The organism is Enterobacter cloacae complex sp. OE43NF (assembly GCF_023544405.1).
GTDB classification, from domain to species: Bacteria; Pseudomonadota; Gammaproteobacteria; order Enterobacterales; family Enterobacteriaceae; genus Enterobacter; species Enterobacter cloacae.
Genome location: NZ_JAMJFW010000004.1, coordinates 83018 through 109578 on the forward strand (window position 1 = coordinate 83018; position 26561 = coordinate 109578).

The 26561-nt window shown below is 53.8% G+C and carries 21 protein-coding genes; 17 read left to right on the forward strand and 4 right to left on the reverse strand.

The features are described 5' to 3' along the window. Positions 1 to 166: 166 nt before the first annotated feature. From dmsA to M8370_RS03430, 5 genes are all read left to right on the forward strand, one after another. Positions 167 to 2611 carry a dimethylsulfoxide reductase subunit A gene (gene dmsA, locus M8370_RS03410; RefSeq protein WP_250020485.1) on the forward strand — a complete coding sequence of 815 codons (2445 nt, stop codon included), beginning with the start codon at positions 167 to 169 and terminating at the stop codon, positions 2609 to 2611. 10 nt (positions 2612 to 2621) lie between these two features. After that, positions 2622 to 3239, forward strand: coding sequence for a dimethylsulfoxide reductase iron-sulfur subunit DmsB (dmsB, locus tag M8370_RS03415; RefSeq protein ID WP_013097316.1), 618 nt, complete (start codon positions 2622 to 2624; stop codon positions 3237 to 3239). Between the two features lies 1 nt (position 3240). Beyond that, positions 3241 to 4104, forward strand: coding sequence for a dimethyl sulfoxide reductase anchor subunit family protein (locus M8370_RS03420; protein ID WP_013097315.1), 864 nt, complete (start codon positions 3241 to 3243; stop codon positions 4102 to 4104). A 274-nt stretch (positions 4105 to 4378) separates the two neighbouring features. Next, positions 4379 to 5527 (forward strand): MFS transporter, encoded by a 1149-nt coding sequence (locus tag M8370_RS03425; RefSeq protein WP_013097314.1) that lies wholly within the window; start codon positions 4379 to 4381, stop codon positions 5525 to 5527. 123 nt (positions 5528 to 5650) lie between these two features. Beyond that, positions 5651 to 6178 carry an anti-virulence regulator CigR family protein gene (locus M8370_RS03430; RefSeq protein ID WP_058684574.1) on the forward strand — a complete coding sequence of 176 codons (528 nt, stop codon included), beginning with the start codon at positions 5651 to 5653 and terminating at the stop codon, positions 6176 to 6178. A gap of 36 nt (positions 6179 to 6214) precedes the next feature. Here the strand turns inward: M8370_RS03430 and pflA are convergent, their stop codons facing one another. The 4 genes from pflA to ycaO form a co-directional block, all read right to left on the reverse strand. Beyond that, positions 6215 to 6955 (reverse strand): pyruvate formate lyase 1-activating protein, encoded by a 741-nt coding sequence (pflA, locus tag M8370_RS03435; protein WP_014831281.1) that lies wholly within the window; start codon positions 6953 to 6955, stop codon positions 6215 to 6217. 198 nt (positions 6956 to 7153) lie between these two features. Continuing rightward, a complete protein-coding gene (pflB, locus tag M8370_RS03440; RefSeq protein WP_013097311.1) occupies positions 7154 to 9436 on the reverse strand; it encodes a formate C-acetyltransferase in 2283 nt (760 codons plus the stop codon). A 51-nt stretch (positions 9437 to 9487) separates the two neighbouring features. Further along, positions 9488 to 10345, reverse strand: coding sequence for a formate transporter FocA (focA, locus tag M8370_RS03445; RefSeq protein ID WP_013097310.1), 858 nt, complete (start codon positions 10343 to 10345; stop codon positions 9488 to 9490). A gap of 405 nt (positions 10346 to 10750) precedes the next feature. Continuing rightward, on the reverse strand, positions 10751 to 12511 hold the full coding sequence (ycaO, locus tag M8370_RS03450; RefSeq protein ID WP_250020486.1) for a 30S ribosomal protein S12 methylthiotransferase accessory factor YcaO: 1761 nt from the start codon (positions 12509 to 12511) through the stop codon (positions 10751 to 10753). A 127-nt stretch (positions 12512 to 12638) separates the two neighbouring features. Between ycaO and M8370_RS03455 the strand changes: the two genes are divergently transcribed. From M8370_RS03455 to kdsB, 12 genes are all read left to right on the forward strand, one after another. After that, positions 12639 to 13331 carry a DUF421 domain-containing protein gene (locus M8370_RS03455; protein ID WP_250020487.1) on the forward strand — a complete coding sequence of 231 codons (693 nt, stop codon included), beginning with the start codon at positions 12639 to 12641 and terminating at the stop codon, positions 13329 to 13331. Between the two features lie 162 nt (positions 13332 to 13493). Next, the gene (gene serC, locus M8370_RS03460; RefSeq protein ID WP_045902750.1) at positions 13494 to 14582 is read left to right on the forward strand and encodes a 3-phosphoserine/phosphohydroxythreonine transaminase; all 1089 of its coding nucleotides are present in this window, start codon (positions 13494 to 13496) and stop codon (positions 14580 to 14582) included. A gap of 68 nt (positions 14583 to 14650) precedes the next feature. Further along, on the forward strand, positions 14651 to 15934 hold the full coding sequence (gene aroA, locus M8370_RS03465; RefSeq protein WP_013097306.1) for a 3-phosphoshikimate 1-carboxyvinyltransferase: 1284 nt from the start codon (positions 14651 to 14653) through the stop codon (positions 15932 to 15934). Between the two features lie 185 nt (positions 15935 to 16119). Continuing rightward, entirely contained in the window at positions 16120 to 16803 is a 684-nt protein-coding gene (cmk, locus tag M8370_RS03470; RefSeq protein WP_250020488.1) for a (d)CMP kinase, read from the forward strand. A gap of 111 nt (positions 16804 to 16914) precedes the next feature. Next, entirely contained in the window at positions 16915 to 18588 is a 1674-nt protein-coding gene (gene rpsA, locus M8370_RS03475; protein ID WP_008499966.1) for a 30S ribosomal protein S1, read from the forward strand. Positions 18589 to 18758: 170 nt separating this feature from the next. Further along, positions 18759 to 19046, forward strand: coding sequence for an integration host factor subunit beta (gene ihfB / locus M8370_RS03480; protein ID WP_003858233.1), 288 nt, complete (start codon positions 18759 to 18761; stop codon positions 19044 to 19046). Positions 19047 to 19260: 214 nt separating this feature from the next. Next, positions 19261 to 21525, forward strand: coding sequence for a ComEC family protein (locus M8370_RS03485; RefSeq protein ID WP_250020489.1), 2265 nt, complete (start codon positions 19261 to 19263; stop codon positions 21523 to 21525). Between the two features lie 36 nt (positions 21526 to 21561). Next, entirely contained in the window at positions 21562 to 23310 is a 1749-nt protein-coding gene (gene msbA, locus M8370_RS03490) for a lipid A ABC transporter ATP-binding protein/permease MsbA (protein ID WP_095427258.1), read from the forward strand. Next, positions 23307 to 24284: a tetraacyldisaccharide 4'-kinase gene (lpxK, locus tag M8370_RS03495; RefSeq protein WP_114519101.1), complete on the forward strand. Its 978-nt coding sequence runs from the start codon at positions 23307 to 23309 to the stop codon at positions 24282 to 24284. Before msbA ends, lpxK begins: the two co-directional genes overlap by 4 nt. Positions 24285 to 24328: 44 nt before the next feature. Then, positions 24329 to 25558, forward strand: coding sequence for a winged helix-turn-helix domain-containing protein (locus tag M8370_RS03500; RefSeq protein ID WP_114519100.1), 1230 nt, complete (start codon positions 24329 to 24331; stop codon positions 25556 to 25558). A gap of 45 nt (positions 25559 to 25603) precedes the next feature. Then, positions 25604 to 25786 (forward strand): protein YcaR, encoded by a 183-nt coding sequence (gene ycaR, locus M8370_RS03505; RefSeq protein ID WP_013097300.1) that lies wholly within the window; start codon positions 25604 to 25606, stop codon positions 25784 to 25786. Further along, positions 25783 to 26529, forward strand: coding sequence for a 3-deoxy-manno-octulosonate cytidylyltransferase (gene kdsB / locus M8370_RS03510; protein ID WP_013097299.1), 747 nt, complete (start codon positions 25783 to 25785; stop codon positions 26527 to 26529). The genes ycaR and kdsB overlap by 4 nt, the downstream gene beginning before the upstream one ends. Positions 26530 to 26561 lie beyond the last annotated feature (32 nt).

A 26561-nucleotide genomic window follows, 5' to 3' on the forward strand; every position in this document is an offset into this window, starting at 1 on the left:
TACCCTCGGTTTGATACGACGCAATACCCCCTCCCTCTAAAGTAGTAATACTCCTGCGAATGAAAGCCAGCATAAAACACGCATAACGCATTAGCTCGTTATATATAAAACTATATCGCGGTTAATTCCGCCCCTTATTCTTTGTGAGCAACCAAAGTGAGTCTTTATGAAAATCAAAGCGCCTGAAGCGTTAATGGCTGCCGAGGTCACTCGCCGTGGGTTGATGAAAACCACGGCAATTGGCGGTCTCGCCGTTGCCAGCAGTGCCTTCACTCTCCCTTTTACCCGACTGGCGTCGGCGGCGGATGCGTTGTCCCCGGCTACGGCCCCGGAAAACGTGGTGTGGAGCGCCTGTACCGTAAACTGTGGTAGCCGTTGTCCATTACGTATGCATGTGGTGGATGGCGAGATCAAATACGTCGAAACCGACAATACCGGTGACGATAACTACGACGGCTTGCATCAGGTTCGCGCCTGTCTGCGTGGCCGCTCAATGCGCCGCCGGGTTTATAACCCGGACCGTCTGAAGTACCCGATGAAACGCGTCGGTAAGCGCGGGGAAGGGAAGTTCGAGCGCATCAGCTGGGATGAAGCTTACGATATCATCGCCAGCAATATGCAGCGTCTGATAAAAGAGTACGGTAACGAATCCATCTATCTGAACTATGGCACCGGAACGCTTGGGGGAACGCTGACCCGCTCCTGGCCACCGGGCAAAACGCTGGTGGCGCGCTTGATGAACTGCTGCGGCGGTTATCTCAATCACTACGGTGACTACTCTTCTGCACAGATTGCTGCCGGCCTGAACTACACCTACGGTGGCTGGGCAGACGGTAACAGCCCGTCCGATATCGAAAACAGCAAACTGGTGGTGCTTTTCGGTAACAACCCTGGTGAAACGCGGATGAGCGGCGGTGGGGTAACCTATTACCTTGAGCAGGCTCGCGCCAAATCTAACGCCCGGATGATCATCATCGATCCGCGTTATACCGATACGGGTGCAGGCCGGGAAGATGAGTGGATCCCTATTCGCCCGGGTACCGATGCGGCGCTGGTCAGTGCGCTGGCGTGGGTCATGATCACCGAGGACCTTGTCGATCAGCCATTCCTCGATAAATACTGCGTCGGCTATGACGAGAAAACCCTGCCCGCCAGTGCGCCTGCCAACGGGCATTACAAGGCGTATATTCTGGGTCAGGGCAGTGACGGCGTGGCGAAGACCCCGGAGTGGGCATCAAAAATCACCGGGATACCGGCGGAACGTATTGTCCAGCTGGCGCGTGAAATCGGTTCAGCGAAACCGGCCTATATCAGCCAGGGCTGGGGGCCACAGCGTCACGCGAATGGCGAAATCGCCACTCGTGCTATTTCGATGCTCTCCATTCTGACCGGTAACGTGGGTATTAATGGTGGGAATAGTGGCGCGCGCGAAGGTTCCTATTCGCTGCCGTTTGAACGGATGCCAACCCTGGAAAACCCGGTTCAGACCAGTATCTCCATGTTTATGTGGACCGACGCCATTGAGCGCGGGCCGGAGATGACCGCCCTGCGCGATGGCGTACGGGGCAAAGACAAGCTGGATGTGCCGATCAAGATGATCTGGAACTACGCCGGTAACTGCCTTATTAACCAGCACTCGGAGATCAACCGCACCCACGAAATCCTGCAGGATGACAAGAAGTGTGAGATGATTGTGGTGATCGACTGCCACATGACCTCATCGGCGAAATATGCGGATATTCTGCTGCCGGATTGCACCGCCTCGGAGCAGATGGATTTCGCGCTGGATGCCTCCTGCGGCAACATGTCCTACGTGATCTTCACCGACCGGGCCATCAAACCGCGTTTCGAGTGCAAAACCATCTATGAGATGACCTCTGAGCTGGCGAAACGTCTTGGCGTCGAACAACAGTTCACAGAAGGCCGCACTCAGGAAGAGTGGATGCGTCATCTGCATGAACTTTCCCGTAAAGCGATCCCTGACCTGCCGGATTTCGATACCTTCCGCAAGCAGGGCATCTATAAACAGCGCGATCCGCAAGGGCACCACGTGGCGTACAAAGCCTTCCGCGACGATCCGCAGGCAAATCCGCTGACCACGCCATCGGGCAAAATCGAGATTTACTCCGAAGAGCTGGCAAACATTGCCGCAACCTGGGAATTGCCGGACGGGGATGTTATCGATCCCCTGCCGATCTACACGCCCGGGTTTGAAAACTATAACGATCCGCTGACCGCAAAATTCCCGCTGCAACTGACCGGATTCCACTACAAAGCGCGCGTTCACTCCACCTACGGCAACGTTGATGTGCTGAAAGCCGCCTGCCGCCAGGAGATGTGGATTAACCCGATGGATGCGAAAGCGCGAGGTATCAGCAATGGCGATCGCGTGCGTATCTTTAACGGTCGCGGCGAGGTGCATATCGAAGCCAAAGTGACGCCCCGCATGATGCCTGGTGTTGTCGCGTTGGGGGAAGGCGCGTGGTACAGCCCGGATGCAAACCGCATCGACCAGGCTGGCAGTATTAACGTACTGACCACGCAGCGCCCGTCGCCGCTGGCGAAAGGCAACCCGTCCCACACAAACCTTGTTCAGGTTGAGAAGGTGTAAGGAGTAACCGATGACAACCCAGTATGGATTTTTTATTGATTCCAGCCGTTGCACCGGGTGCAAAACCTGCGAGCTGGCCTGCAAGGATTACAAAGACCTGACCCCGGATGTCAGCTTCCGCCGGATCTACGAATACGCGGGCGGCGACTGGCAGGAGGATAACGGCGTCTGGCATCAGAACGTCTTTGCCTATTACCTGTCGATTGCCTGTAACCATTGTGAAGACCCGGCCTGCACCAAAGTGTGCCCGAGCGGGGCAATGCACAAGCGTGACGACGGGTTTGTGGTGGTGGATGAGGATGTCTGCATCGGCTGCCGCTACTGCCATATGGCCTGCCCGTACGGTGCGCCGCAGTACAACGCCGCCAAAGGCCACATGACCAAGTGCGACGGCTGCCACGACCGCGTCGCAGAGGGCAAAAAGCCGATTTGCGTGGAGTCCTGTCCGCTGCGCGCGCTGGACTTCGGCCCGATTGACGAGCTGCGTAAAAAACACGGCCAGCTTGCGGCCGTCGCGCCACTGCCGTCCGCGCACTTCACCAAGCCGAGCATTGTGATTAAACCTAACGCCAACAGCCGCCCGACGGGAGATACCACCGGCTATCTGGCAAACCCGAAGGAGGTGTGAGATGGGAAGTGGATGGCATGAATGGCCGCTGATGATCTTCACGGTCTTTGGGCAGTGCGTGGCGGGTGGTTTTATTGTGCTCGCGCTGGCGTTACTGAAAGGTGATTTGAAAGCTGAACAGCAGCAGCGCGTGGTGCTGAGTATGTTTGGTCTGTGGGTATTGATGGGGATCGGTTTTATTGCCTCTACGCTGCACCTCGGCTCGCCAATGCGCGCGTTCAACTCTCTCAATCGCGTGGGGGCATCCTCACTGAGTAACGAAATTGCCAGCGGGGCGATCTTCTTTGCCGTCGGTGGGCTGGGGTGGCTGCTGGCAGCCCTGAAAAAGCTTCCTGCGGGGCTGCGCAACGTGTGGCTGATCGTGACAATGGTGCTGGGCGTGGTCTTCGTGTGGATGATGGTGCGGGTTTATAACACCATCGATACCGTTCCCACCTGGTATAGCGTCTGGACGCCAATGAGTTTCTTCCTGACGATGTTTATCGGTGGGCCGCTGCTGGGCTACCTGCTGCTGCGCGTGGCGGGTGTGGACGGTTGGGCGATGCGTCTGCTTCCCGCCGTTTCGCTGTTGGCGCTGGTGGTGAGCACGATGGTTGCGCTGATGCAGGGCGCTGAGCTGGCAACCATTCACAGCTCCATTCAGCAGGCCTCAGCCCTGGTGCCAGATTACGGTTCTCTGATGGCCTGGCGTGTGGTGTTGCTGGCTGTTGCGCTGGTGTGCTGGATTGCCCCTCAGCTTAAAGGTTATCAGCCCGCACTGCCGTTACTGTCAGTGGCCTTTGTGCTGGTGCTGGCAGGGGAGTTGATCGGTCGCGGTGTGTTTTACGGCCTGCATATGACGGTAGGCATGGCTATCGCCAGCTGATTTGATTTTTCGTTATAAAAAGCCGGGACATAGCGCCCGGCTTTTCTTTTTTCCATCATGAAATTTTTCGACTGATGTTTGGTATTAAAAATCCCCTGAAATAAATAAAAACAACCAGATAATTAATATCAGTAGCAGACTTTGCATTAGCAGGATGAGTTTTTTAAATCGACATGGCACATATCGTGCGTGACGCCTGAATCGGTGGATTGACTTTGTTTTTGCCAGTGGCATGATGCGCACGAAATCTGAACTTCCTCACGGTTTTTAATCCATGACCATCTATACCCGGCCAGTGCTCCTGTTGCTCTGTGGCCTGCTTTTGTTGACCCTGGCGATCGCAGTGTTGAATACGCTCGTCCCGCTATGGCTTGCCCATGAAAACTTACCAACCTGGCAGGTGGGTATGGTCAGCTCGTCCTTTTTCACGGGGAACCTGCTGGGCACCCTGATGACGGGGAGCCTGATTAAACGCGTTGGCTTTAACCGCAGCTATTATCTGGCCTCGCTGATTTTCGCTGCCGGATGTGCCGGGCTGGGCCTGATGGTCGGCTTCTGGAGCTGGATGATCTGGCGCTTTATCGCTGGCGTAGGCTGCGCGATGATTTGGGTCGTGGTGGAAAGTGCGCTGATGTGCAGCGGTACCTCGCGCAACCGGGGACGTCTGCTGGCAGCGTATATGATGGTCTATTACGTCGGAACCGTGCTTGGGCAATTAATGGTCAGCAAACTGCCGACCGACCTGATGAGCGTTCTGCCGTGGGTAACAGGCATGGTCCTGGCGGCGATCCTGCCGCTGCTCTTTACACGCATTGTGAATCAGAACAGTGAGCATCAGGAAGCGACCCACGTCTGGCCGATGCTGAGACTGCGACAGGCGCGTCTGGGCGTGAACGGCTGCATCATCTCCGGGATTGTTCTGGGGTCGCTTTATGGTCTGATGCCGCTCTACCTGAACCATCAGGGCGTCAGTGATTCCGGGATCGGCTTCTGGATGGCGGTAATGGTCAGCGCGGGCATCGTCGGACAGTGGCCGATTGGCCGTCTGGCAGACCGTTTTGGGCGTCTGCTGGTGTTGCGCGTTCAGGTCTTCGTGGTGATCATGGGTTGCCTTGCCATGCTCAGCAATGCCGCGATGGCGCCAGCGCTGTTTATTCTGGGGGCGGCAGGCTTCACACTTTATCCGGTCGCGATGGCCTGGGCCTGTGAAAAAGTTGAACATCACCAGCTGGTGGCGATGAACCAGGCGCTGTTATTAAGCTATACCATTGGCAGTTTGCTGGGGCCGACATTCACCGCGATGCTGATGCAGAATTATTCCGACAATTTGCTGTTTATCATGATTGCCAGCGTGTCGTTTATTTATCTCTTAATGCTACTGCGCAAAGCGGGCGAACATCCCACGCCAGTGGCGCATGCCTGATGAATTAAAAGCCAGTCATTGACTGGCTTTTTTGTCCCCATCACATATAAGAATTTTACGCATTGTTTGTTTATCACGCCAGGCGATAATTCAGGTGAGTTCTAACACTAAAAGGCAGCAATCATGGCTACACGTCGTTTAACCACTACCGCATTGGCAGTAGTGTTGTCTTTAACGTTTGCTACAGCACCGGTCATGGCTAACCCTGGAAACGGAAATGGCGGTGGTGGTCACGGTAACAGTGGCGGACAAGGTAATGGCGGTAATCACGGCAACGGGAATTCCGGCAATCATGGCAACGGAATGTCCGATACTCATGGCAATAAAAAAAGTGGTCTGGAAAACCCGGGTAAATCGAATAAAAGCGTCAGCGATGATGTCGATGCTCGCGTGAGCTTCGATCATGCTCGCCATCTGGCAGTGAACTATGGATTAACGGGGTATGAATCGCTGCCTCCGGGCATCGCTAAAAACCTCGCGCGCGGCAAACCACTGCCTCCAGGTATTGCGAAGAAAACCGTGCCAGCCTCCATGCTGGGCCAGCTCCCTAACTATCCTGGCTATGAATGGCGCGTGGTCGGTGACGATCTGGTCCTGGTTGCGCTGAGTACTGCGATTGTGACTTCCATTATTAATGGTGTCTTTAAATAAAATACAAAAAGGCCCGGTTCTTACCGGGCCTCTTCTTTAATACATGACCTTGTGTCCGTATTGTTCCAGAATACCTTTCACGCGCTCCATCGTTTCTTTCTTCGGCGGCTTAACGCCATCAAGCTTATATTCTTCACCCATCGCCACCCATTTATGTTTACCCAGCTCATGGTAGGGCAGAAGCTCAATTTTCTCGACGTTGCCCATATCGCGGGTAAATTCGCCCAGGCGATGTGCGGAATCATCATCATCAGACCAGCCTGGAACCACGACATAGCGGATCCAGGTTTTGATGCCCTTGGCTGAAATATATTTGGCGAACTCCAGCGTACGGTGGTTGGATACGCCAACCAGGTTCTGGTGGATCTCATCATTCATCTGTTTGAGATCGAGCATGACCAGGTCGGTGACTTCAAGCAATTCATCAATGACCGGATCGTAGCGGCGCACAAACCCGTTCGTGTCGAGGCAGGTGTGTATGCCTTCTTTGTGGCAGGCGCGGAACCAGTCGCGCACAAATTCCGCCTGAAGAATGGCTTCACCACCGGATGCGGTGACGCCCCCGCCGGACGCGTTCATAAAGTGGCGGTAAGTCACCACCTCTTTCATCAGATCTTCAACGGTCACTTCTTTGCCGCCGTGCGTATCCCATGTGTCACGGTTATGGCAGTACAGGCAGCGCATCAGGCAGCCCTGGAAAAAGGTGATAAAACGGATGCCCGGGCCATCAACAGTGCCACAGGATTCAAAGGAGTGAATGCGACCAATAATTGACATTGCGGTGATATCTCCGAATTTGGCCCATCCCGGGGCCTGTGTTGATGCACAGCTCAAAGGCTATGTCGAGTCTGTTTTGGCTGTTATCCATTCAGTATAGATAGCGGCCAAAAGAGACTGGGGTGGGGAAGAAAAAGGCCCCACTGACGTGGAGCCTTTATTGTACGCTTTTTAACGCGTGATTTCAGTCAATTCCAGTTACATGGACTGAGTGAAAGTACGGGTGATAACGTCCTGCTGCTGTTCTTTAGTCAGGGAGTTAAAGCGTACTGCGTAGCCAGATACACGGATGGTCAGCTGAGGATATTTCTCAGGGTGTTCCATTGCGTCGAGCAGCATTTCACGGTTCATGACGTTCACGTTCAGGTGCTGACCACCTTCGATGGACGCTTCGTGGTGGAAGTAACCATCCATCAGACCCGCGAGGTTGGTTTTACGCACTTCGTCGTCTTTACCCAGCGCGTTTGGCACGATAGAGAAGGTGTAAGAGATACCATCTTTCGCGTAAGCAAACGGCAGTTTTGCAACGGAAGTCAGAGAGGCAACCGCACCTTTCTGGTCACGACCGTGCATTGGGTTAGCACCTGGGCCAAATGGCGCGCCAGCACGACGACCGTCTGGGGTGTTACCGGTTTTCTTACCATACACAACGTTAGAGGTGATGGTCAGAACAGACTGAGTCGGGATAGCGTTACGGTAAGTGGTCAGTTTCTGAATTTTCTTCATGAAACGTTCAACCAGGTCAACCGCCATGTCATCAACGCGAGCGTCGTTGTTACCAAACTGCGGATATTCGCCTTCGATTTCGAAGTCGATAGCCAGACCGTCTTCGTCACGAATTGGTTTAACTTTCGCATATTTGATAGCAGACAGGGAGTCAGCAGCAACGGACAGACCTGCGATACCACACGCCATGGTACGGATAACGTCACGGTCATGCAGCGCCATCAGAGAGGCTTCGTAGCTGTACTTGTCGTGCATGTAGTGGATAACGTTCAGTGCAGTAACGTACTGTTTCGCCAGCCAGTCCATGAAGTGATCCATGCGATCCATGACTTCGTCATAGTTCAGCACATCGCCTTTGATTGGTTCAGACTTAGGACCAACCTGCATTTTCAGTTTTTCATCAACGCCGCCGTTGATAGCGTACAGCATGGTTTTCGCCAGGTTTGCACGCGCACCGAAGAACTGCATTTGTTTACCAACAACCATTGGGCTTACGCAGCATGCGATAGCGTAGTCGTCGTTGTTGAAGTCCGGACGCATCAGGTCATCGTTCTCATACTGCAGAGAAGAGGTGTCGATGGACACTTTAGCGGCGAATTTCTTGAAGTTCAGAGGCAGTTTTTCAGACCACAGAACGGTGATGTTTGGCTCCGGAGAAGGACCCATGGTGTACAGGGTGTTCAGGAAGCGGAAGCTGTTTTTGGTGACCAGAGTACGGCCATCTACGCCCATACCACCGATAGATTCGGTTGCCCAGATTGGGTCACCAGAGAACAGTTCATCATACTCTGGGGTACGCAGGAAGCGAACCATACGCAGTTTCATGACCAGGTGGTCAATCATTTCCTGAGCGTCTTGCTCGGTGATTTTACCTGCTTTCAGGTCACGTTCGATGTACGCATCCAGGAAGGTGGATACACGACCGAAGGACATTGCTGCACCATTCTGAGACTTAACCGCGGCCAGGTAGCCGAAGTAGGTCCACTGGATAGCTTCCTGAGCGTTAGTTGCAGGACCAGAGATATCGCAGCCATATTTAGCAGCCATCTCTTTGATCTGACCCAGCGCACGGTGCTGTTCAGCGATCTCTTCACGCAGACGGATGGTGGCTTCCAGGTTTACGCCGTTTTCCAGATCGGACTGCAGGGAAACGAACTGCGCGTATTTGTCTTTCATCAGGAAGTCGATACCGTACAGCGCAACGCGACGGTAGTCACCGATGATACGGCCACGGCCGTAGGCATCTGGCAGACCAGTCAGAACACCGGATTTACGGCAGTTCAGAATGTCTTTGGTGTAAACATCGAATACACCCTGGTTGTGGGTTTTACGGTATTCGGTGAAGATTTTTTTCAGCATTGGGTCCAGCTCGCGGTTGTACGCTTTGCAGGAACCTTCAACCATTTTGATACCACCGAACGGGATGATCGCACGTTTCAGTGGTGCTTCAGTCTGCAGACCAACGATTTTCTCAAGGGCTTTGTTGATGTAACCAGCATCGTGAGAAGTGATGGTGGAAGCAACGGAGGTGTCAAAATCAACTGGCGCGTGAGTGCGGTTTTCCAGTTTTACGCCTTCCATTACGCTGTCCCACAGCTTGGTGGTCGCTTCAGTTGCGCCAGCCAGGAAGGATTCGTCACCTTCATAAGGGGTATAGTTTTTCTGAATGAAGTCACGTACGTTTACTTCATTCTGCCAGTCACCTTTTGCAAAACCTTCCCAGGCTGTGGCTAACTTTTCATTAAGCTCGGACATGTAACACCTACCTTCTTAAGTGGATTTTTTATTTACTGCCTGAGATAACCATCAATGATGATCGTCGCCACGCAGGTAAATGACCCAGTATGTCAACCCAACTAACAGACCCCCACCGATAATGTTCCCGATAGTGACAGGGATCAGGTTATCAGTAATGAAATTCATAATAGTCAGGTGAGAGAAACTTTCCGGGGTTGAACCAACTGCAGTCCAGAACTCCGGGCTCGCAAAGTTGCGGATTACAATACCCATTGGGATCATAAACATGTTCGCGATACTGTGCTCGAAGCCGCTGGCAACAAACATCGCAACCGGCAGAACCATAATCATGGCTTTGTCCATCAGGCTACGGCCGGAGTAACTCATCCATACCGCCAGACAGACCATCAGGTTCGCGAGGATGCCAAGTGCAACCGCTTCGATAAATGTGTGGTGCATTTTGTGGTCTGCGGTCTGCAGGACGTTTAGTCCCCAGCCACCGTTGGCGGTCATATACTCGCCAGAGAGCCACATCAACAAAACAAAGAGCAGACAGCCAATCAGGTTACCAACATAGACGTTAAGCCAGTTGCGCGCCAGTTGACCCCAGGTAATTCTTCCGCTGGCTTTTGCTACGACAATCAGCACCGTTGAGGTGAAGAGGTCGGCGCCGCAGATAACGCACAGAATCAGACCCAGTGAGAAGCAAATGCCGCCAATCAGTTTGGCCATGCCGTAAGGCATCGCGGCAGTACCGGTGGTGGCAGTGATGTAGAAGACGAACGCGATAGAGATGAACACACCAGCCGTGATCGCCAGATAGAACGTCTTCATCGGGTGTTTCGTTGCTTTATAGACACCTGCTTCTTCGGCCACTTTGGCCATCGCAGCAGGGAGTAAAAGATCAAAAGGGTTGTCAGCTTTCACACTAACTCTCTCTTTATTAAGTCGGCGACGAGATACTAACAAAGCATTATAGAAGAGAAATTGATATAGATCATATCTCGCCTGGCTTATAGGCCCGCAGTGTGTATGGTTTTACGACAATTGCGGTGTAAGTTTTTGATTATCCGTGTAAAAATAAATTTTAAAAGTTATGAAAAGAGTTGAATTTTTTCGGTCGGCCACCTCTGAAACAGTTAATTAATATGGAGTATTTGCCATAAAAAGTAACAGTAAAGCCCAGGTAAATATTATTATATTTACCCATATTTAACTTTATTATTACATTCAACGTTCATTGCCGAAAAAATAAAAAACGGGGCAATGAAATTGCCCCGTAATATAGCCCAGACGATTAAATACGCCTACTGCTGATAATGTTATATGCGCTTATTTTGACCAATAAGCGGCTTTTGCTTTCTGCAGTTTTTCATAGGCCTTCAACAGCGACTGATGCGCAGGGAAGGCTTTCAGATCGCTGTCTACCGCCTGCAGTCCGTAGAATGGCGCTTCGCCGCTCAGGGCCGCGCTGGCGGCTTCTACCGCCTCGGCACCGTACATGCGCACGAAGGCATTCAGGTACTGCAGTGGCTCACGATCCTCTTCCTGCGCAAGAAGCAGGAGGGTTTGCAGGCAGCGGTAGTAGTTGGTGCGCTCGGCAGAGAACACTGACTGGTTGAATTCCATGGTCCACTCGGTCCAGGCCAGGGCCTGATCCAGATCGCCGCCAGCCAGCGCCAGCATCGCTTTCAGCTCGCCGATGCGCAGGGTATACCAGCCGTTGTCTTTACCGGTAGCCAGACCCAGCAGTTCACGTACGCGCGTGAAGTCATCATGGCCTTCGTCGTCCAGCTGGGCGATCAGGTTCAGATAATCCTCTTTTTCCCACTCGCTGCCCGGCAGGGCCAGCAGCGTTTCACGCAGGTGCGCACCCATGCTGTTGTTCGCCAGCCACAGATCTTCAGCCGGATAGATATCGGACATGCCCGGCACCAGAATACGGCAGGCGTAAACACCCAGATGTTCGTAGTCAGCAATGTAGACTTCTTTATCTTCCGCGTTGAAGATAGCCATCAGGGTAGCGAACTCTTCTTCGGTCGTACCGGCAAAGCTCCAGTCGACGAATGGATAGTCTGCGTCCTGCTTGAACATATCCCAGGAGATCAAACCGCTGGAGTCGATGAAGTGGGTTTCGAGGTTGGTATGCTCGGCCACTTCTTCATCGTCAAAGGTTGGTGGAGTAAATACATTGAGATCTTTCAGGCTACGGCCCTGCAGCAGCTCGGTGACGGTACGCTCCAGTGCCACGCCAAAGTCAGGATGCGCGCCGAAGGAGGCGAAGCAGGTGCCGTTCGTCGGGTTAAACAGCACAACGCAGATAACCGGGTATTTACCGCCCAGCGAGCCATCATACGCAAAGATGGGGAAGCCTTCTGCCTCCAGCTTAGCAATGGATTCCACCACGCCCGGATAGCGCGCCAGCACGTCGGCCGGAATTTCAGGCAGACTGATGGATTCAGCAATGATGCGGTTTTTAATGTGGCGCTCAAACACTTCTGACAGCCCCTGCACACGCGCTTCATTGCGGGTATTACCGGCGGACATGCCGTTAGAGACATACAGGTTACCGACAATGTTCATCGGGATGTACACGGTCTGTTCATCAGACTGACGGGTGAACGGCAGGGCGCAGATCCCACGCTCTTCATTACCCGACTGCAGATCGATCAGCATGCTGGCGGTCAGTTCATTTTCCGGATCGTAGAACGCACGCAGACGCGCATCCAGAATGTCTTCCGGCAGTTCATCGTCTTCGGTCAGCGGGAACCATTTTTCATTGGGATAGTGAACGAACGGGCCGTTAGCGATGGTTTCACCCAGCCAGAAATCGGCGAAGAAGTAGTTGGTCGACAGACGTTCAAAATACTCACCCAGCGCAGAAGCCAGCGCCGCTTTTTTCGTCGCGCCTTTACCGTTGGTAAAGCACAGTGCACAGTCTTTATCGCGAATATGCACGGACCAGACGTGAGGCACTGGATTAAGCCAGGAGGCTTCTTCGATATTAAAGCCCAGGTCGGTCAGTTTCTGCTGGAAGCGAGCGATGGAATCTTCCAGGGCGGCGTCTTTGCCGGGGATAAACGTTTGAGTCATGGCGTTCACTTTTATCGTACGTAAAGCGCGCAATGATACGGGTTTTGCGTGACGGGTGCTATCTCCGGCGAAAATAAAAGACTGGGCTATGCTTACTGTCAGTAACTGACTGTTAAGGCATAAAAAAATGAAAGCATTCGATCTGCAAAGGATGGCGTTTGATAAAGTCCCACCCGAATTTTTAGGCGAAGTGGCGCTGCGTAGTCTGTATACCTTCGTCCTGGTCTTCCTGTTTCTTAAAATCACCGGTCGGCGTGGCGTACGGCAGATGTCGTTGTTTGAGGTGCTGATCATTCTGACGCTGGGTTCAGCGGCGGGGGATGTCGCTTTTTACGATGATGTGCCAATGGTGCCGGTGTTTATTGTCTTCGTCACGCTGGCGCTGCTTTACCGGCTGGTCATGTGGCTGATGTCGAAAAGTGAAAAGCTGGAAGACATGCTTGAAGGGAAACCCGTCGTTATCGTTGAGAACGGACAGCTGGCCTGGGAAAATGTCCAAAGCGCCAATATGACCGAATTTGAGTTCTTTATGGAGTTGCGGCTGAACAGCGTGGAGCAGCTTGGGCAAGTGCGTCTGGCGATAATGGAAACGAATGGGCAAATCAGCGTGTATTACTATCCTGAGGACGAGGTTAAGCCAGGGCTCTGTATTCTGCCGGATATGTTGATCGAGCGGTTTAAAACGGTACCGGAATCCGGCGAATATGCCTGTGTAAGATGTAGCCATGTCGTTGCCATGCACGTGGGCGATCATCAATTATGTCCCCGCTGTACAAATCCGGAATGGTCGAAGGTTAGCCGGGCCAAACGCCTTGTCTGACAGCCATTTTGTCGGTTTTGTGACAGCGAGGCGGCAGATTGTATTGTGTGACGAGGGGCACATTTCACCGGTCATAAGTTTTAGACATTGCGGCGCGTGTCACTGAATGATAAAACCGATATCCACAGTTATAACTTATGGCTTTTAGCGTGGTGAGGGGAAATGGCTCAAGTCTTTAATTTCAGTTCAGGTCCGGCAATGTTACCGGCAGACGTGCTTAAACAGGCTCAACAGGAACTTTGTGACTGGAACGGTCTGGGTACGTCGGTGATGGAAATCAGCCACCGAGGTAAAGAGTTTATTCAGGTGGCGGAAGAGGCAGAAAAGGATTTTCGCGATCTGCTGAACATTCCCTCGAACTACAAAGTATTGTTCTGCCACGGTGGTGGACGCGGCCAGTTTGCTGGCGTACCGCTGAATATTCTGGGTGACAAAACCACGGCAGACTATGTTGACGCTGGCTACTGGGCGGCCAGCGCGGTGAAAGAGGCGCACAAGTATTGCACGCCAAACGTCATCGACGCCAAAGTGACCGTTGATGGCCTACGCGCCGTGAAGCCAATGAGCGAGTGGCAGCTCTCTGACAACGCCGCGTATCTGCACTACTGCCCGAACGAAACCATTGACGGGATTGCCATCGACGAGACGCCGAACTTCGGTAAAGACGTGGTGGTTGCCGCTGACTTCTCCTCCACCATTCTCTCTGCGCCGATTGACGTCAGCCGCTACGGTGTCATCTATGCGGGTGCGCAGAAAAATATCGGCCCTGCAGGCCTGACTATCGTCATCGTACGTGACGATCTGCTGGGTAAAGCGCATAAATCCTGCCCGTCGATTCTTGATTACACTGTGCTGAACGATAACGACTCCATGTTCAACACCCCACCGACGTTTGCCTGGTATCTCTCCGGCCTGGTCTTTAAATGGCTGAAGCAAAACGGCGGCGTGGCGCAGATGGACAAGATCAACCAGCAGAAAGCTGAACTGCTGTACGGCGTCATTGATAAGAGTGATTTTTATCGTAACGATGTGGCGAAAGCCAATCGTTCCCGCATGAACGTGCCATTCCAGCTGGCGGACAGCAACCTGGATAAAGTTTTCCTGGAAAAGTCCTTCGCCGCAGGTCTGCATGCGCTGAAAGGTCACCGTGTGGTAGGCGGCATGCGCGCCTCCATCTATAACGCCATGCCGCTGGAAGGCGTTAAAGCCCTGACCGATTTCATGATTGACTTCGAACGTCGCCACGGTTGATTGCGCTGTTTTCACCCCCGTAGCCCTGCTGCGGGGTTTTTATTATGTTGAGTTGAGAGTTAAGTTTCATGGAATCCCTGACGTTACAACCTATCGCGCGGGTAGATGGCACCATCAATCTGCCTGGTTCAAAAAGTGTCTCGAACCGCGCTCTGCTGCTGGCAGCTCTGGCAAACGGCACCACCGTCCTCACGAACCTCCTGGACAGCGATGACGTGCGCCATATGCTCAATGCGCTGAAAGCGTTGGGAGTTCACTACACGCTGTCTGACGACCGTACCCGCTGTGAAGTGACGGGGAACGGCGGTGCGCTACGTTCAGCCGAGGAACTGGAGCTGTTTCTGGGTAACGCGGGAACCGCCATGCGCCCACTGGCGGCAGCTCTGTGCCTGGGCAGCAACAATATTGTTCTGACCGGCGAGCCGCGCATGAAAGAGCGTCCGATCGGTCATCTGGTGGATGCCCTTCGTCAGGGCGGTGCCCAGATTGACTATCTGGAGCAAGAAAATTACCCACCACTGCGCCTTCGCGGTGGCTTTACCGGCGGCAACGTCGAGGTGGACGGCAGCGTCTCCAGCCAGTTCCTGACGGCACTGCTGATGACTGCACCGCTGGCACCGCAGGATACGGTCATCACCATCAAGGGCGACCTGGTGTCTAAGCCGTACATTGATATCACCCTGCATCTGATGAAAACCTTTGGTGTGGAGGTGGAAAACCAGGCGTATCAGCGCTTCGTGGTTCGCGGTGCGCAGCAGTATCAGTCTCCGGGTAACTATCTGGTTGAAGGTGACGCCTCATCTGCGTCTTACTTCCTGGCGGCAGGTGCTATTAAAGGCGGTACGGTGAAAGTGACCGGTATTGGCCGTAACAGCGTGCAGGGCGATATTCGTTTTGCTGATGTGCTGGAGAAAATGGGTGCGGTAGTGACCTGGGGGGAGGATTTCATCGCCTGTACACGTGGTGAACTCAACGCCATCGACATGGACATGAACCACATTCCTGACGCGGCAATGACCATTGCTACCGCTGCGCTCTTTGCAAAAGGCACCACGACGCTGCGTAACATCTACAACTGGCGCGTGAAAGAAACCGACCGTCTATTCGCGATGGCCACCGAGTTGCGTAAAGTAGGCGCCGAAGTGGAAGAGGGCGAAGATTACATTCGCGTAACGCCTCCGGCAAAACTGCAGTTCGCGGAAATCGGAACTTACAACGATCACCGTATGGCGATGTGCTTCTCGCTGGTGGCGTTGTCCGATACACCTGTCACGATCCTCGATCCGAAATGTACGGCGAAAACCTTCCCGGACTATTTCGAACAGCTGGCCCGCATCAGTACACTGGCCTGATGACATAACGCCGCATCACCCGATGCGGCATTTCCTTACGTTTTCTGACGTTTGTTCCCGCACATTTCTTCTACACTCTGCTTCATTAATTCCGTAATTTGCACGCAAAGGTAACAGTTGCGCACGTTGGCGCGTATAATGCGCGGCGTTCATGTTAACGGTATGCCTTTATTAAGGAGAAAAAGATGACGGCAGTTGCCCCGGTAATCACCATTGATGGGCCTAGTGGCGCAGGGAAAGGAACTCTGTGCAAGGCGATGGCGGAAGCATTGCAATGGCATCTTTTAGATTCGGGAGCTATCTATCGCGTGCTGGCGCTGGCAGCGCTGCATCACCATGTTGATGTTGCGTCTGAAGAGGCGCTGGTTCCGCTGGCTGCGCATCTGGATGTGCGTTTTGTCTCGACCGATGGAAACCTCGAAGTGATCCTGGAAGGGGAAGATGTGAGCGGCGAAATTCGTACGCAGGAGGTTGCTAACGCTGCCTCTCAGGTAGCGACTTTCCCGCGCGTTCGTGAGGCCCTGTTACGCCGTCAGCGTGCTTTCCGTGAAGCACCCGGCCTGATCGCTGACGGGCGAGATATGGGGACGGTGGTATTCCCTGATGCGCCAGTGAAAATTTTCCTTGACGCCTCCTCGGAAGAACGGGCTCAACGCCGCATGCTTCAGTTGCAGGAGAAGGGGTTTAGTGTTAACTTTGATCGCCTTTTATCCGAGATAAAAGAGCGTGATGACCGCGACCGTAACCGCGCCGTCGCCCCACTTGTTCCTGCAGAAGATGCATTAGTTCTGGATTCCACCAGTTTAACTATTGAGCAAGTGATTGAAAAAGCGCTACAATATGCGCGCCAAAAACTGGCACTCGCGTAATTGCGACCGATTTAGCAGTACCCCCGCTGCAATGGATTGACGGCGGGTATGTGAAACAACCCCATCCGGCACGGAGCCAGGTGGACGTTAATATTAACCTGAAGATTAAACATGACTGAATCTTTTGCTCAACTGTTTGAAGAATCCTTAAAAGAAATCGAAACCCGTCCGGGTTCCATCGTTCGCGGTGTTGTTGTTGCTATCGACAAAGACGTAGTACTGGTTGACGCCGGTCTGAAATCTGAGTCCGCCATTCCGGCAGAGCAGTTCAAAAACGCCCAGGGCGAGCTGGAAATCCAGGTAGGTGACGAAGTTGACGTTGCTCTGGACGCAGTAGAAGACGGCTTCGGCGAAACCCTGCTGTCTCGTGAAAAAGCTAAACGTCACGAAGCATGGATCACGCTGGAGAAAGCTTACGAAGAAGCTGAAACTGTGGTCGGTGTTATCAACGGCAAAGTTAAAGGTGGCTTCACTGTTGAGCTGAATGGTATTCGTGCGTTCCTGCCAGGTTCTCTGGTAGACGTTCGTCCAGTCCGTGACACCCTGCACCTCGAAGGCAAAGAGCTTGAGTTCAAAGTAATCAAGCTGGACCAGAAGCGTAACAACGTTGTTGTTTCCCGTCGTGCCGTTATCGAATCCGAAAACAGCGCAGAACGCGATCAGCTGCTGGAAAACCTGCAGGAAGGCATGGAAGTCAAAGGTATCGTTAAGAACCTCACTGACTACGGCGCATTCGTTGACCTGGGCGGCGTTGATGGCCTGCTGCACATCACCGACATGGCGTGGAAACGCGTTAAGCACCCAAGCGAAATCGTGAACGTGGGCGACGAAATCACTGTTAAAGTGCTGAAGTTCGACCGCGAGCGTACTCGTGTATCCCTCGGCCTGAAACAGCTGGGCGAAGATCCATGGGTAGCTATCGCTAAGCGTTACCCAGAAGGTACCAAACTGACTGGCCGCGTGACCAACCTGACTGACTACGGCTGCTTCGTTGAAATCGAAGAAGGCGTTGAAGGTCTGGTACACGTTTCCGAAATGGACTGGACCAACAAAAACATCCACCCATCCAAAGTTGTTAACGTTGGTGACGTAGTGGAAGTTATGGTTCTGGATATCGACGAAGAACGTCGTCGTATCTCCCTGGGTCTGAAGCAGTGCAAAAACAACCCATGGCAGCAGTTCGCGGAAACCCACAACAAGGGCGACCGTGTTGAAGGTAAAATCAAGTCTATCACTGACTTCGGTATCTTCATCGGCCTGGACGGCGGCATCGACGGCCTGGTTCACCTGTCTGACATCTCCTGGAACGTTGCAGGCGAAGAAGCAGTTCGTGAATACAAAAAAGGCGACGAAATCGCAGCAGTTGTTCTGCAGGTTGACGCAGAGCGTGAGCGTATCTCTCTGGGCGTTAAACAGCTCGCAGAAGATCCGTTCAACAACTGGGTTGCACTGAACAAGAAAGGCGCAATCGTAAACGGTAAAGTGACTGCAGTTGACGCTAAAGGCGCAACCGTAGAACTGGCTGACGGCGTTGAAGGTTACCTGCGCGCTTCTGAAGCTTCACGTGACCGCGTTGAAGATGCCACTCTGGTTCTGAACGTTGGCGACGATGTTGAAGCTAAGTTCACCGGTGTTGACCGTAAGAACCGTGCAATCAGCCTGTCTGTTCGTGCGAAAGACGAAGCTGACGAGAAAGATGCAATCGCTACTGTTAACAAACAGGAAGATGCAAACTTCTCTAACAACGCAATGGCTGAAGCTTTCAAAGCAGCTAAAGGCGAGTAATATCAAGTCCTCAGCATCCTTTGAGCGGTAACGCATTTATCGCGCGAAGGATGAGGAGCAAACTTGACAGATTGCAGGATTCGTCCTGTAATCAATAACAAAGGGCGGCTACGGCCGCCCTTGTTTAATGAGCTGTTCAGCTAATTGGTTTGAAAGGAACCGGAGGAATCATGACCAAGTCAGAATTGATTGAAAGACTTGCCAGTCAGCAACCGCATATCCCAGCTAAAGCAGTGGAAGATGCCGTAAAAGAGATGCTGGAGCATATGGCCACCACTCTTGCCCAGGGCGAGCGCATTGAAATCCGCGGTTTCGGTAGTTTTTCTCTGCACTATCGTGCTCCACGTACCGGGCGTAACCCGAAGACTGGCGATAAAGTCGAGCTGGAAGGTAAGTACGTTCCACACTTTAAGCCGGGTAAAGAACTGCGCGATCGCGCCAATATTTACGGCAACTGAGTTTAGCCATCAGGTTAAACTGGGTTCAAAAGAAAGCACCTCCGGGTGCTTTTTTTGTACTTATCGTTTTTATTCTGAAGCCGTGCCGCAATCCCCGTGTCGTTTTCTGCAAACCGACAAAAACAGTGCAGCGTGCGCTGTAACCTGCATTTTATTCAACTGACGCCTCTCTCCCTCTTCTTACATACTGCCGCCCTGAAACAGGGAGGTCGTAATGGGAATTCCCACACTAAGTCTGTGCGCCATTCTGGCGATAGTGCCGCTACTCTGGTTACCAGAACTACCTGCACGGCATACTGTATGGATCATGGTTGCCGGTGGGGTGTTGCTGGGCTTACAGCGAAGCTTCAGTCTGAAGTGTATCGGTATGGGGTTGTTATTTTGCGCGTGGGGCATTCTGGCAGCGCAGGAAAGCGTCTGGCCGATGCAGCATCTAACCACCGGTGCAGTCAAGGCTGAGGTAGAGATCACCGCCACCGATGGCACAACAGTCCATCAGGGGAAACTCGTTGCACTTAATGGCAAACGCTGGTGGGCATCGACGGGCATCGTGCTGTATGGCAATTACCTGCCGCAAAAGGCCTGCGCGGGTCAGCGCTGGGCCATGACGCTCAGGCTCAGGCCTGTACATGGTGAACTGAACGACGGAGGATATGATCCTCAGCGAAATGCTTTTGCCCGGCATCAAACGTTGAGCGGACGTTTTACACGGGCAGAAATCATTGATGAACGCTGCAGCTTGCGTGCCCGCTATCTGTCATCGCTGCACGACACCCTTTCAGCCTATCGATGGGGAGCGGTGATCCTGGGGCTGGGGATGGGCGAGCGCCTGGATGTGCCCCGGGAAATAAAAACACTGATGCGTGAAACCGGCACGTCGCATCTGATGGCGATCTCGGGTTTGCACATTGCGCTGGCGGCCTCCATCGTCTGGATGCTTGCCAGGGGTTTTCAGCTTTTATTGCCGTGTCAGTGGATCCGCTGGCAGATGCCCCTGCTTGCTGGACTGTTTTTTGCGGCCTTCTACGCATGGCTAACGGGTTTGCAGCCGCCAGCATTACGCACGGTCATCGCGCTTGCGGTGCTGGCCGCTCTGCGGATCGGCGCGCGTCAGTGGTCTGCATGGCAGGTCTGGTGTAGCTGTATTGCAGCGATACTCATCGTTGATCCGCTGGCGGTGCTTTCTCAAAGCCTGGCGTTGTCAGCGTTTGCTGTCGCGGCGTTGATTTTCTGGTTTCAGTGGCTGCCACTCCCCAGCTGGCGCTGGACTCGCCGGGTGCGACCCCTGATAAATTTACTCTATCTGCAGGTTGGGATGTTGCTGCTGCTCCTGCCTTTGCAGGTGTTGATGTTCCATGGCTTCAGCGTCTCTTCGCTGGTGGCCAATCTCTTTGCCGTTCCGCTGGTGACCTTTATCTCGGTTCCGCTGATCCTGCTCGGTATGCTACTGCACCTGCTCCCGCTGGTCTCCCTGGAAACTGGCGTATGGTTTGCGGCAGATAAGTCCCTGGCCGGTTTGTTCTGGCTGCTGCAGCGTCTGCCTGATGGCTGGCAGGACGTCGATGAGCGCTGGCAGTACCTGACATTGCTGCCCTGGCTGGCCATTATCGGCTGGCGTTTTCGCTCCTGGAAAGGCATGCCGGCGGTGTGTCTGACAGGAACTGTCGTGCTGGCATCCCCATTCATGCGAACGGCGAAAACCGATAGCTGGACGTTGCATATGCTGGATGTAGGGCAGGGGCTATCAATGGTTATTGAGCGGCAGGGTAAAGCGCTTCTATACGACACCGGTCCCGGCTGGCCTGGGGGAGACAGTGCGCAGCAGTTGATTATTCCTTGGTTACGCTGGCATCACCTGCAACCAGAGGGCGTTATTCTCAGTCACGAGCACCTGGACCATGCTGGTGGTCTGGCATCGCTGCAGGCGGCATGGCCCGGCTTATGGGTACGAAGCCCGCTGGGGTGGGCGCAGCATCTTCCCTGCTTTCGCGGGCTGCAGTGGAAATGGCAGGGGTTAACATTCACCGTCCACTGGCCACCGGCTGGATCCTCTGCCCTGGGTAACAATCGCTCCTGCGTGGTTAAAATTGATGACGGTGAGCAGAGTGTTTTGCTGACAGGGGACATTGAAGCGCAAGCGGAACAGGCTATGCTTAGCCATTACTGGCGTTATCTGACGTCAACGGTGATACAGGTGCCGCACCATGGCAGTAATACCTCCTCATCGTTGCCGCTGGTACAACGGGTGGGAGGCGATATCGCGCTGGATTCTGCGGCCCGTTACAATGCGTGGCGATTCCCGTCAGTGAAGGTGGTGAAGCGTTATCGAAAGGAGGGCTATGTCTGGCACGATACCCCTCATTCGGGCCAAATATCGGTGACGTTTTCGCAACATGCCTGGCAAATCCGACGGTTGCGGGAGCAATATTTACCGCGTTGGTATCATCAGTGGTTTGGCGCGCCCGTCGATAACGGGTAGAATATGCGGCTATTTCAACAGATGCTGGTTTTTTGAATGCATAACGACAAAGATCTCTCCACGTGGCAAACCTTCCGCCGACTCTGGCCGATGATTGCACCTTTTAAAGCAGGTTTAATCGTGGCGGGTATAGCGTTAGTTCTCAACGCAGCCAGCGATACTTTTATGTTATCGCTCCTCAAACCGTTACTGGATGACGGTTTTGGTAAAACGGATCGCTCAGTGTTGCTATGGATGCCTCTGGTGGTGATCGGACTGATGATCTTACGCGGTATCACCAGCTATATTTCCAGTTATTGCATCTCCTGGGTGTCAGGAAAAGTGGTCATGACAATGCGCCGTCGGCTGTTCAGCCACATGATGGGCATGCCGGTGGCCTTCTTTGACAAACAATCGACGGGTACGTTGCTGTCACGTATCACCTATGACTCAGAGCAGGTGGCATCCTCTTCCTCCAGCGCACTGATTACCGTTGTGCGTGAAGGCGCGTCAATTATCGGTCTGTTCGCGATGATGTTCTATTACAGCTGGCAGCTGTCGCTGATCCTCATCGTGCTGGCGCCGGTTGTTTCTGTCGCGATCCGCGTCGTCTCAAAGCGTTTTCGCAATATCAGTAAGAATATGCAGAATACGATGGGGCAGGTGACCACCAGCGCTGAACAGATGCTGAAAGGACATAAAGAGGTGTTGATTTTCGGCGGGCAGGAGGTCGAAACAAAACGCTTCGATAAAGTCAGCAACAAAATGCGTCTGCAGGGGATGAAAATGGTCTCGGCCTCTTCAATCTCTGATCCCATTATTCAGCTGATTGCCTCTCTGGCTCTGGCATTCGTCCTGTATGCGGCAAGCTTCCCGAGCGTAATGGAAACGCTGACGGCGGGGACCATCACCGTTGTGTTCTCTTCCATGATTGCGCTGATGCGTCCGCTGAAGTCGCTGACCAACGTTAACGCCCAGTTTCAGCGCGGGATGGCAGCATGCCAGACGCTGTTCAGCATCCTGGATTCCGAGCAAGAGAAAGACGAAGGCACTCGCGTCATTGAGCGCGCAAAGGGCGATGTCGAATTCCGCAACGTGACCTTCACTTACCCTGGCCGTGAAGTTCCAGCATTACGTAACATCAACCTGACCATTCCGGCAGGCAAAACCGTTGCGCTGGTCGGCCGTTCCGGTTCGGGTAAATCGACGATTGCCAGCCTGATTACCCGTTTCTACGACATCGATCAGGGTGAAATTTTGTTAGACGGTCACGACCTGCGGGAATACACCCTGCAGTCGCTGCGTAACCAGGTTGCGCTGGTGTCTCAGAACGTGCATCTGTTCAACGATACTGTTGCGAACAACATTGCCTATGCGCGCACTGAAGAGTACAGCCGCGAGCAGATTGAAGAAGCCGCTCGCATGGCCTATGCCATGGACTTTATTAACAAGATGGACAACGGCCTGGATACCATCATCGGTGAGAATGGGGTTCTGCTCTCCGGTGGTCAACGCCAGCGTATCGCCATCGCCCGTGCACTGCTGCGTAACAGCCCTATTCTGATCCTTGACGAAGCAACCTCTGCTTTGGATACAGAATCTGAACGTGCAATTCAGTCTGCGCTGGATGAACTGCAAAAGAACCGTACATCACTGGTGATTGCGCACCGCCTGTCAACGATTGAACAGGCTGACGAAATCGTCGTTGTGGAAGATGGGGTCATTGTAGAACGCGGTAGCCATACCGATTTACTGGCACAGCGTGGTGTTTACGCTCAGCTCCATAAGATGCAGTTCGGCGAATGATTGCCCGTATCTGGTCCGGTGAGTCCCCGCTGTGGCTGCTGCTTCTGCCGCTCTCCTGGCTGTATGGTCTGGTGAGCGGCATTATTCGTCTGCTTTACCGTCTGGGGCTAAAGCGGGCGTGGCGTGCGCCGGTACCGGTTGTCGTGGTGGGCAACCTCACGGCAGGGGGGAACGGCAAAACCCCTGTGGTCATCTGGCTGGTTGAGCAACTGCAAAAGCGCGGCATCCGCCCCGGCGTGGTGTCGCGAGGTTACGGCGGCAAAGCAGCGCACTATCCACTGCTCCTGTCGCCGGTCACGACGACCGCCGAGGCGGGGGATGAGCCAGTATTGATTTATCAGCGTACTGGCGCGCCTGTCGCAGTCTCTCCGGTGCGTAGTGATGCTGTTCAGGCGTTGCTTGCCGAAGACGACGTGCAAATAATTATTACCGATGACGGTCTGCAGCATTACGCGCTGGCGCGTGATAAAGAGATTGTGGTCATTGATGGCGTCCGCCGTTTTGGCAACGGCTGGTGGCTGCCTGCAGGCCCCATGCGTGAACGCGCTTCTCGCCTGAAGTCCGTGGATGCGGTGATTGTTAACGGCGGTGCGGCACAGCCGGGGGAGATCCCGATGCAACTCCAGCCAGGTATGGCAATTAACCTGTTGACCGGTGAACGACAGGCCGTTTCCCGGCTACCGGCGCTGGTCGCGATGGCTGGTATTGGTCATCCTCCGCGTTTCTTCGCAACGCTGGAACAGTGTGGTGCCCGCCTTGAAAAGCGTGTTCCGCTGGCCGATCACCAGGCGCTGGTGGCGGAGCAGGTAGACGCGTTGACAACATCCGGTCAGACATTAATCATGACCGAAAAAGATGCGGTGAAATGCCGCGCTTTTGCGAAAGAAAACTGGTGGTATCTGCCGGTTGACGCCGAACTCAGCGGCGAGCAGCCGGAACACTTGCTCCAGGAACTGATTGCGTTGGTGCATTAAGAGCTTACGCGGTTCTGGTGGCGCTTTGACTGACAGGAAAACGCATGTCTTTACCGCAACTCTCGCTTTCAGCCGCACGTAACTTGCACCTTGCCGCGCAAGGACTTCTTAAAAAGCCCCGTCGCCGCGCGCAGCCTGCCGATATCCTCACTACCGTGCAACGCATGTCGTTGTTGCAAATCGACACCATCAACATTGTGGCTCGTAGCCCCTACCTGGTGCTGTTCAGCCGGCTGGGCAATTATCCGCCTCAGTGGCTCGATGATGCGCTCAGCAAGGGAGAGCTGATGGAATACTGGGCACATGAAGCCTGTTTCCTGCCCCGCAGCGATTTTGCCCTGGTTCGCCACCGTATGCTTGCCCCGGAAAAAATGGGCTGGAAATACCGGCAGGCGTGGATGCACGAGCATGCGGCTGAGATTGAGCAGCTCATTGCCCATATCGCGGAAAAGGGGCCAGTACGTTCCGCGGATTTTGAACATCCACGAAAAGGGGCAAGCGGCTGGTGGGAATGGAAACCGCACAAGCGTCATCTGGAAGGGTTGTTTACATCAGGCAAGGTGATGGTAGTCGAGCGGCGTAATTTTCAACGGGTGTACGACCTGACGCAGCGGGTGATGCCTCACTGGGACGACGAGCGCGACCTGCTCACACAGGAGGCAGCCGAAGCCGTCATGCTTGAAAACAGCGCCCGCAGTCTGGGTATTTTCCGTCCGCAATGGCTGGCCGATTATTACCGTCTCCGACAGCCCACGCTGAAACCGTTGCTGGATAACTGGCAGCGCGAGCAGCGGGTTATCCCGGTCTCTGTAGAGAGGTTGGGCGATATGTGGCTGCATGCGGATTTACTCCCGCTGCTGCCACAAGCTGAAGCAGGTAAACTTCAGGCAACCCATAGCGCGGTGCTGTCACCTTTTGATCCGGTGGTCTGGGACAGAAAACGGGCCGAGCAGTTGTTTGATTTCAGCTACCGGCTGGAGTGCTACACTCCCGCGCCAAAGCGCCAGTACGGTTACTTTGTTTTGCCCCTGCTGCACAAGGGACAACTGGTAGGGCGCATGGATGCCAAAATGCACCGTAAAACCGGCACGCTAGAGGTCATTGCGCTGTATCTGGAAGATGGCGTCAGGATAACCGCGACCCTGGAAAAAGGGTTAACATCCGCCATCAATGATTTTGCCTGCTGGCAGAAGGCCTGCGAAGTGACGCTGGGCCGCGTGCCTGACGGACTCTTTACATCCTGTCGAAGTGGCTGGGAAACAGGCACGCCCTGAAAAGGGAATGTGATAAGCTTTAGCGATTACCCATACGGAGGAACTATGGATCACCGTTTACTTGAAATTATTGCCTGCCCGGTGTGCAACGGCAAACTCTACTATAGCCAGGACAAACAAGAGCTGATTTGCAAACCGGACAGCCTCGCTTTCCCGCTGCGTGACGGTATTCCGGTACTGCTGGAAAACGAAGCCCGTTCCCTGGTGGCTGAAGAGAGCAAACCATGAGCTTTGTCGTCATTATTCCTGCCCGTTACGCCTCAACGCGTCTGCCGGGTAAGCCGCTGGTAGATATCAACGGCAAGCCAATGATTGTGCATGTACTTGAACGCGCCCGTGAGTCCGGCGCTGACCGTATTATCGTGGCCACCGATCATCCTGATGTTGCGCGTGCGGTTGAAGCCGCAGGCGGGGAAGTATGCATGACCCGCGCCGATCACCAGTCTGGTACTGAACGACTGGCTGAAGTGGTTGAGAAATGCGCATTCAGCGACGATACGGTAATCGTTAACGTGCAGGGCGACGAGCCGATGATCCCGGCGGCGATTATTCGTCAGGTGGCGGAAAACCTGGCGCAGCGTCAGGTTGGCATGGCAACTCTCGCGGTACCTATCCACCACGCGGAAGAAGCGTTCAACCCGAACGCGGTGAAGGTTGTGACGGATGCGGAGGGCTATGCGCTCTATTTCTCCCGTGCCACCATCCCGTGGGATCGCGATCGCTTTGCGGTGTCCAAAGAGACCATTGGCGATACCTTCCTGCGCCATATTGGCATCTACGGCTATCGCGCTGGCTTTATTCGCCGGTATGTAACCTGGACACCGAGTCCGCTGGAGCATATTGAAATGCTGGAACAGCTTCGTGTGCTCTGGTACGGCGAAAAGATCCACGTTGCCGTCGCCGAAGAGGTGCCTGGTACAGGCGTAGACACCCCAGAAGATCTTGAGCGCGTTCGCGCTGAATTGCGTTAATCCTTGCGGCATCCCTCTTTTGGGAGGGATGC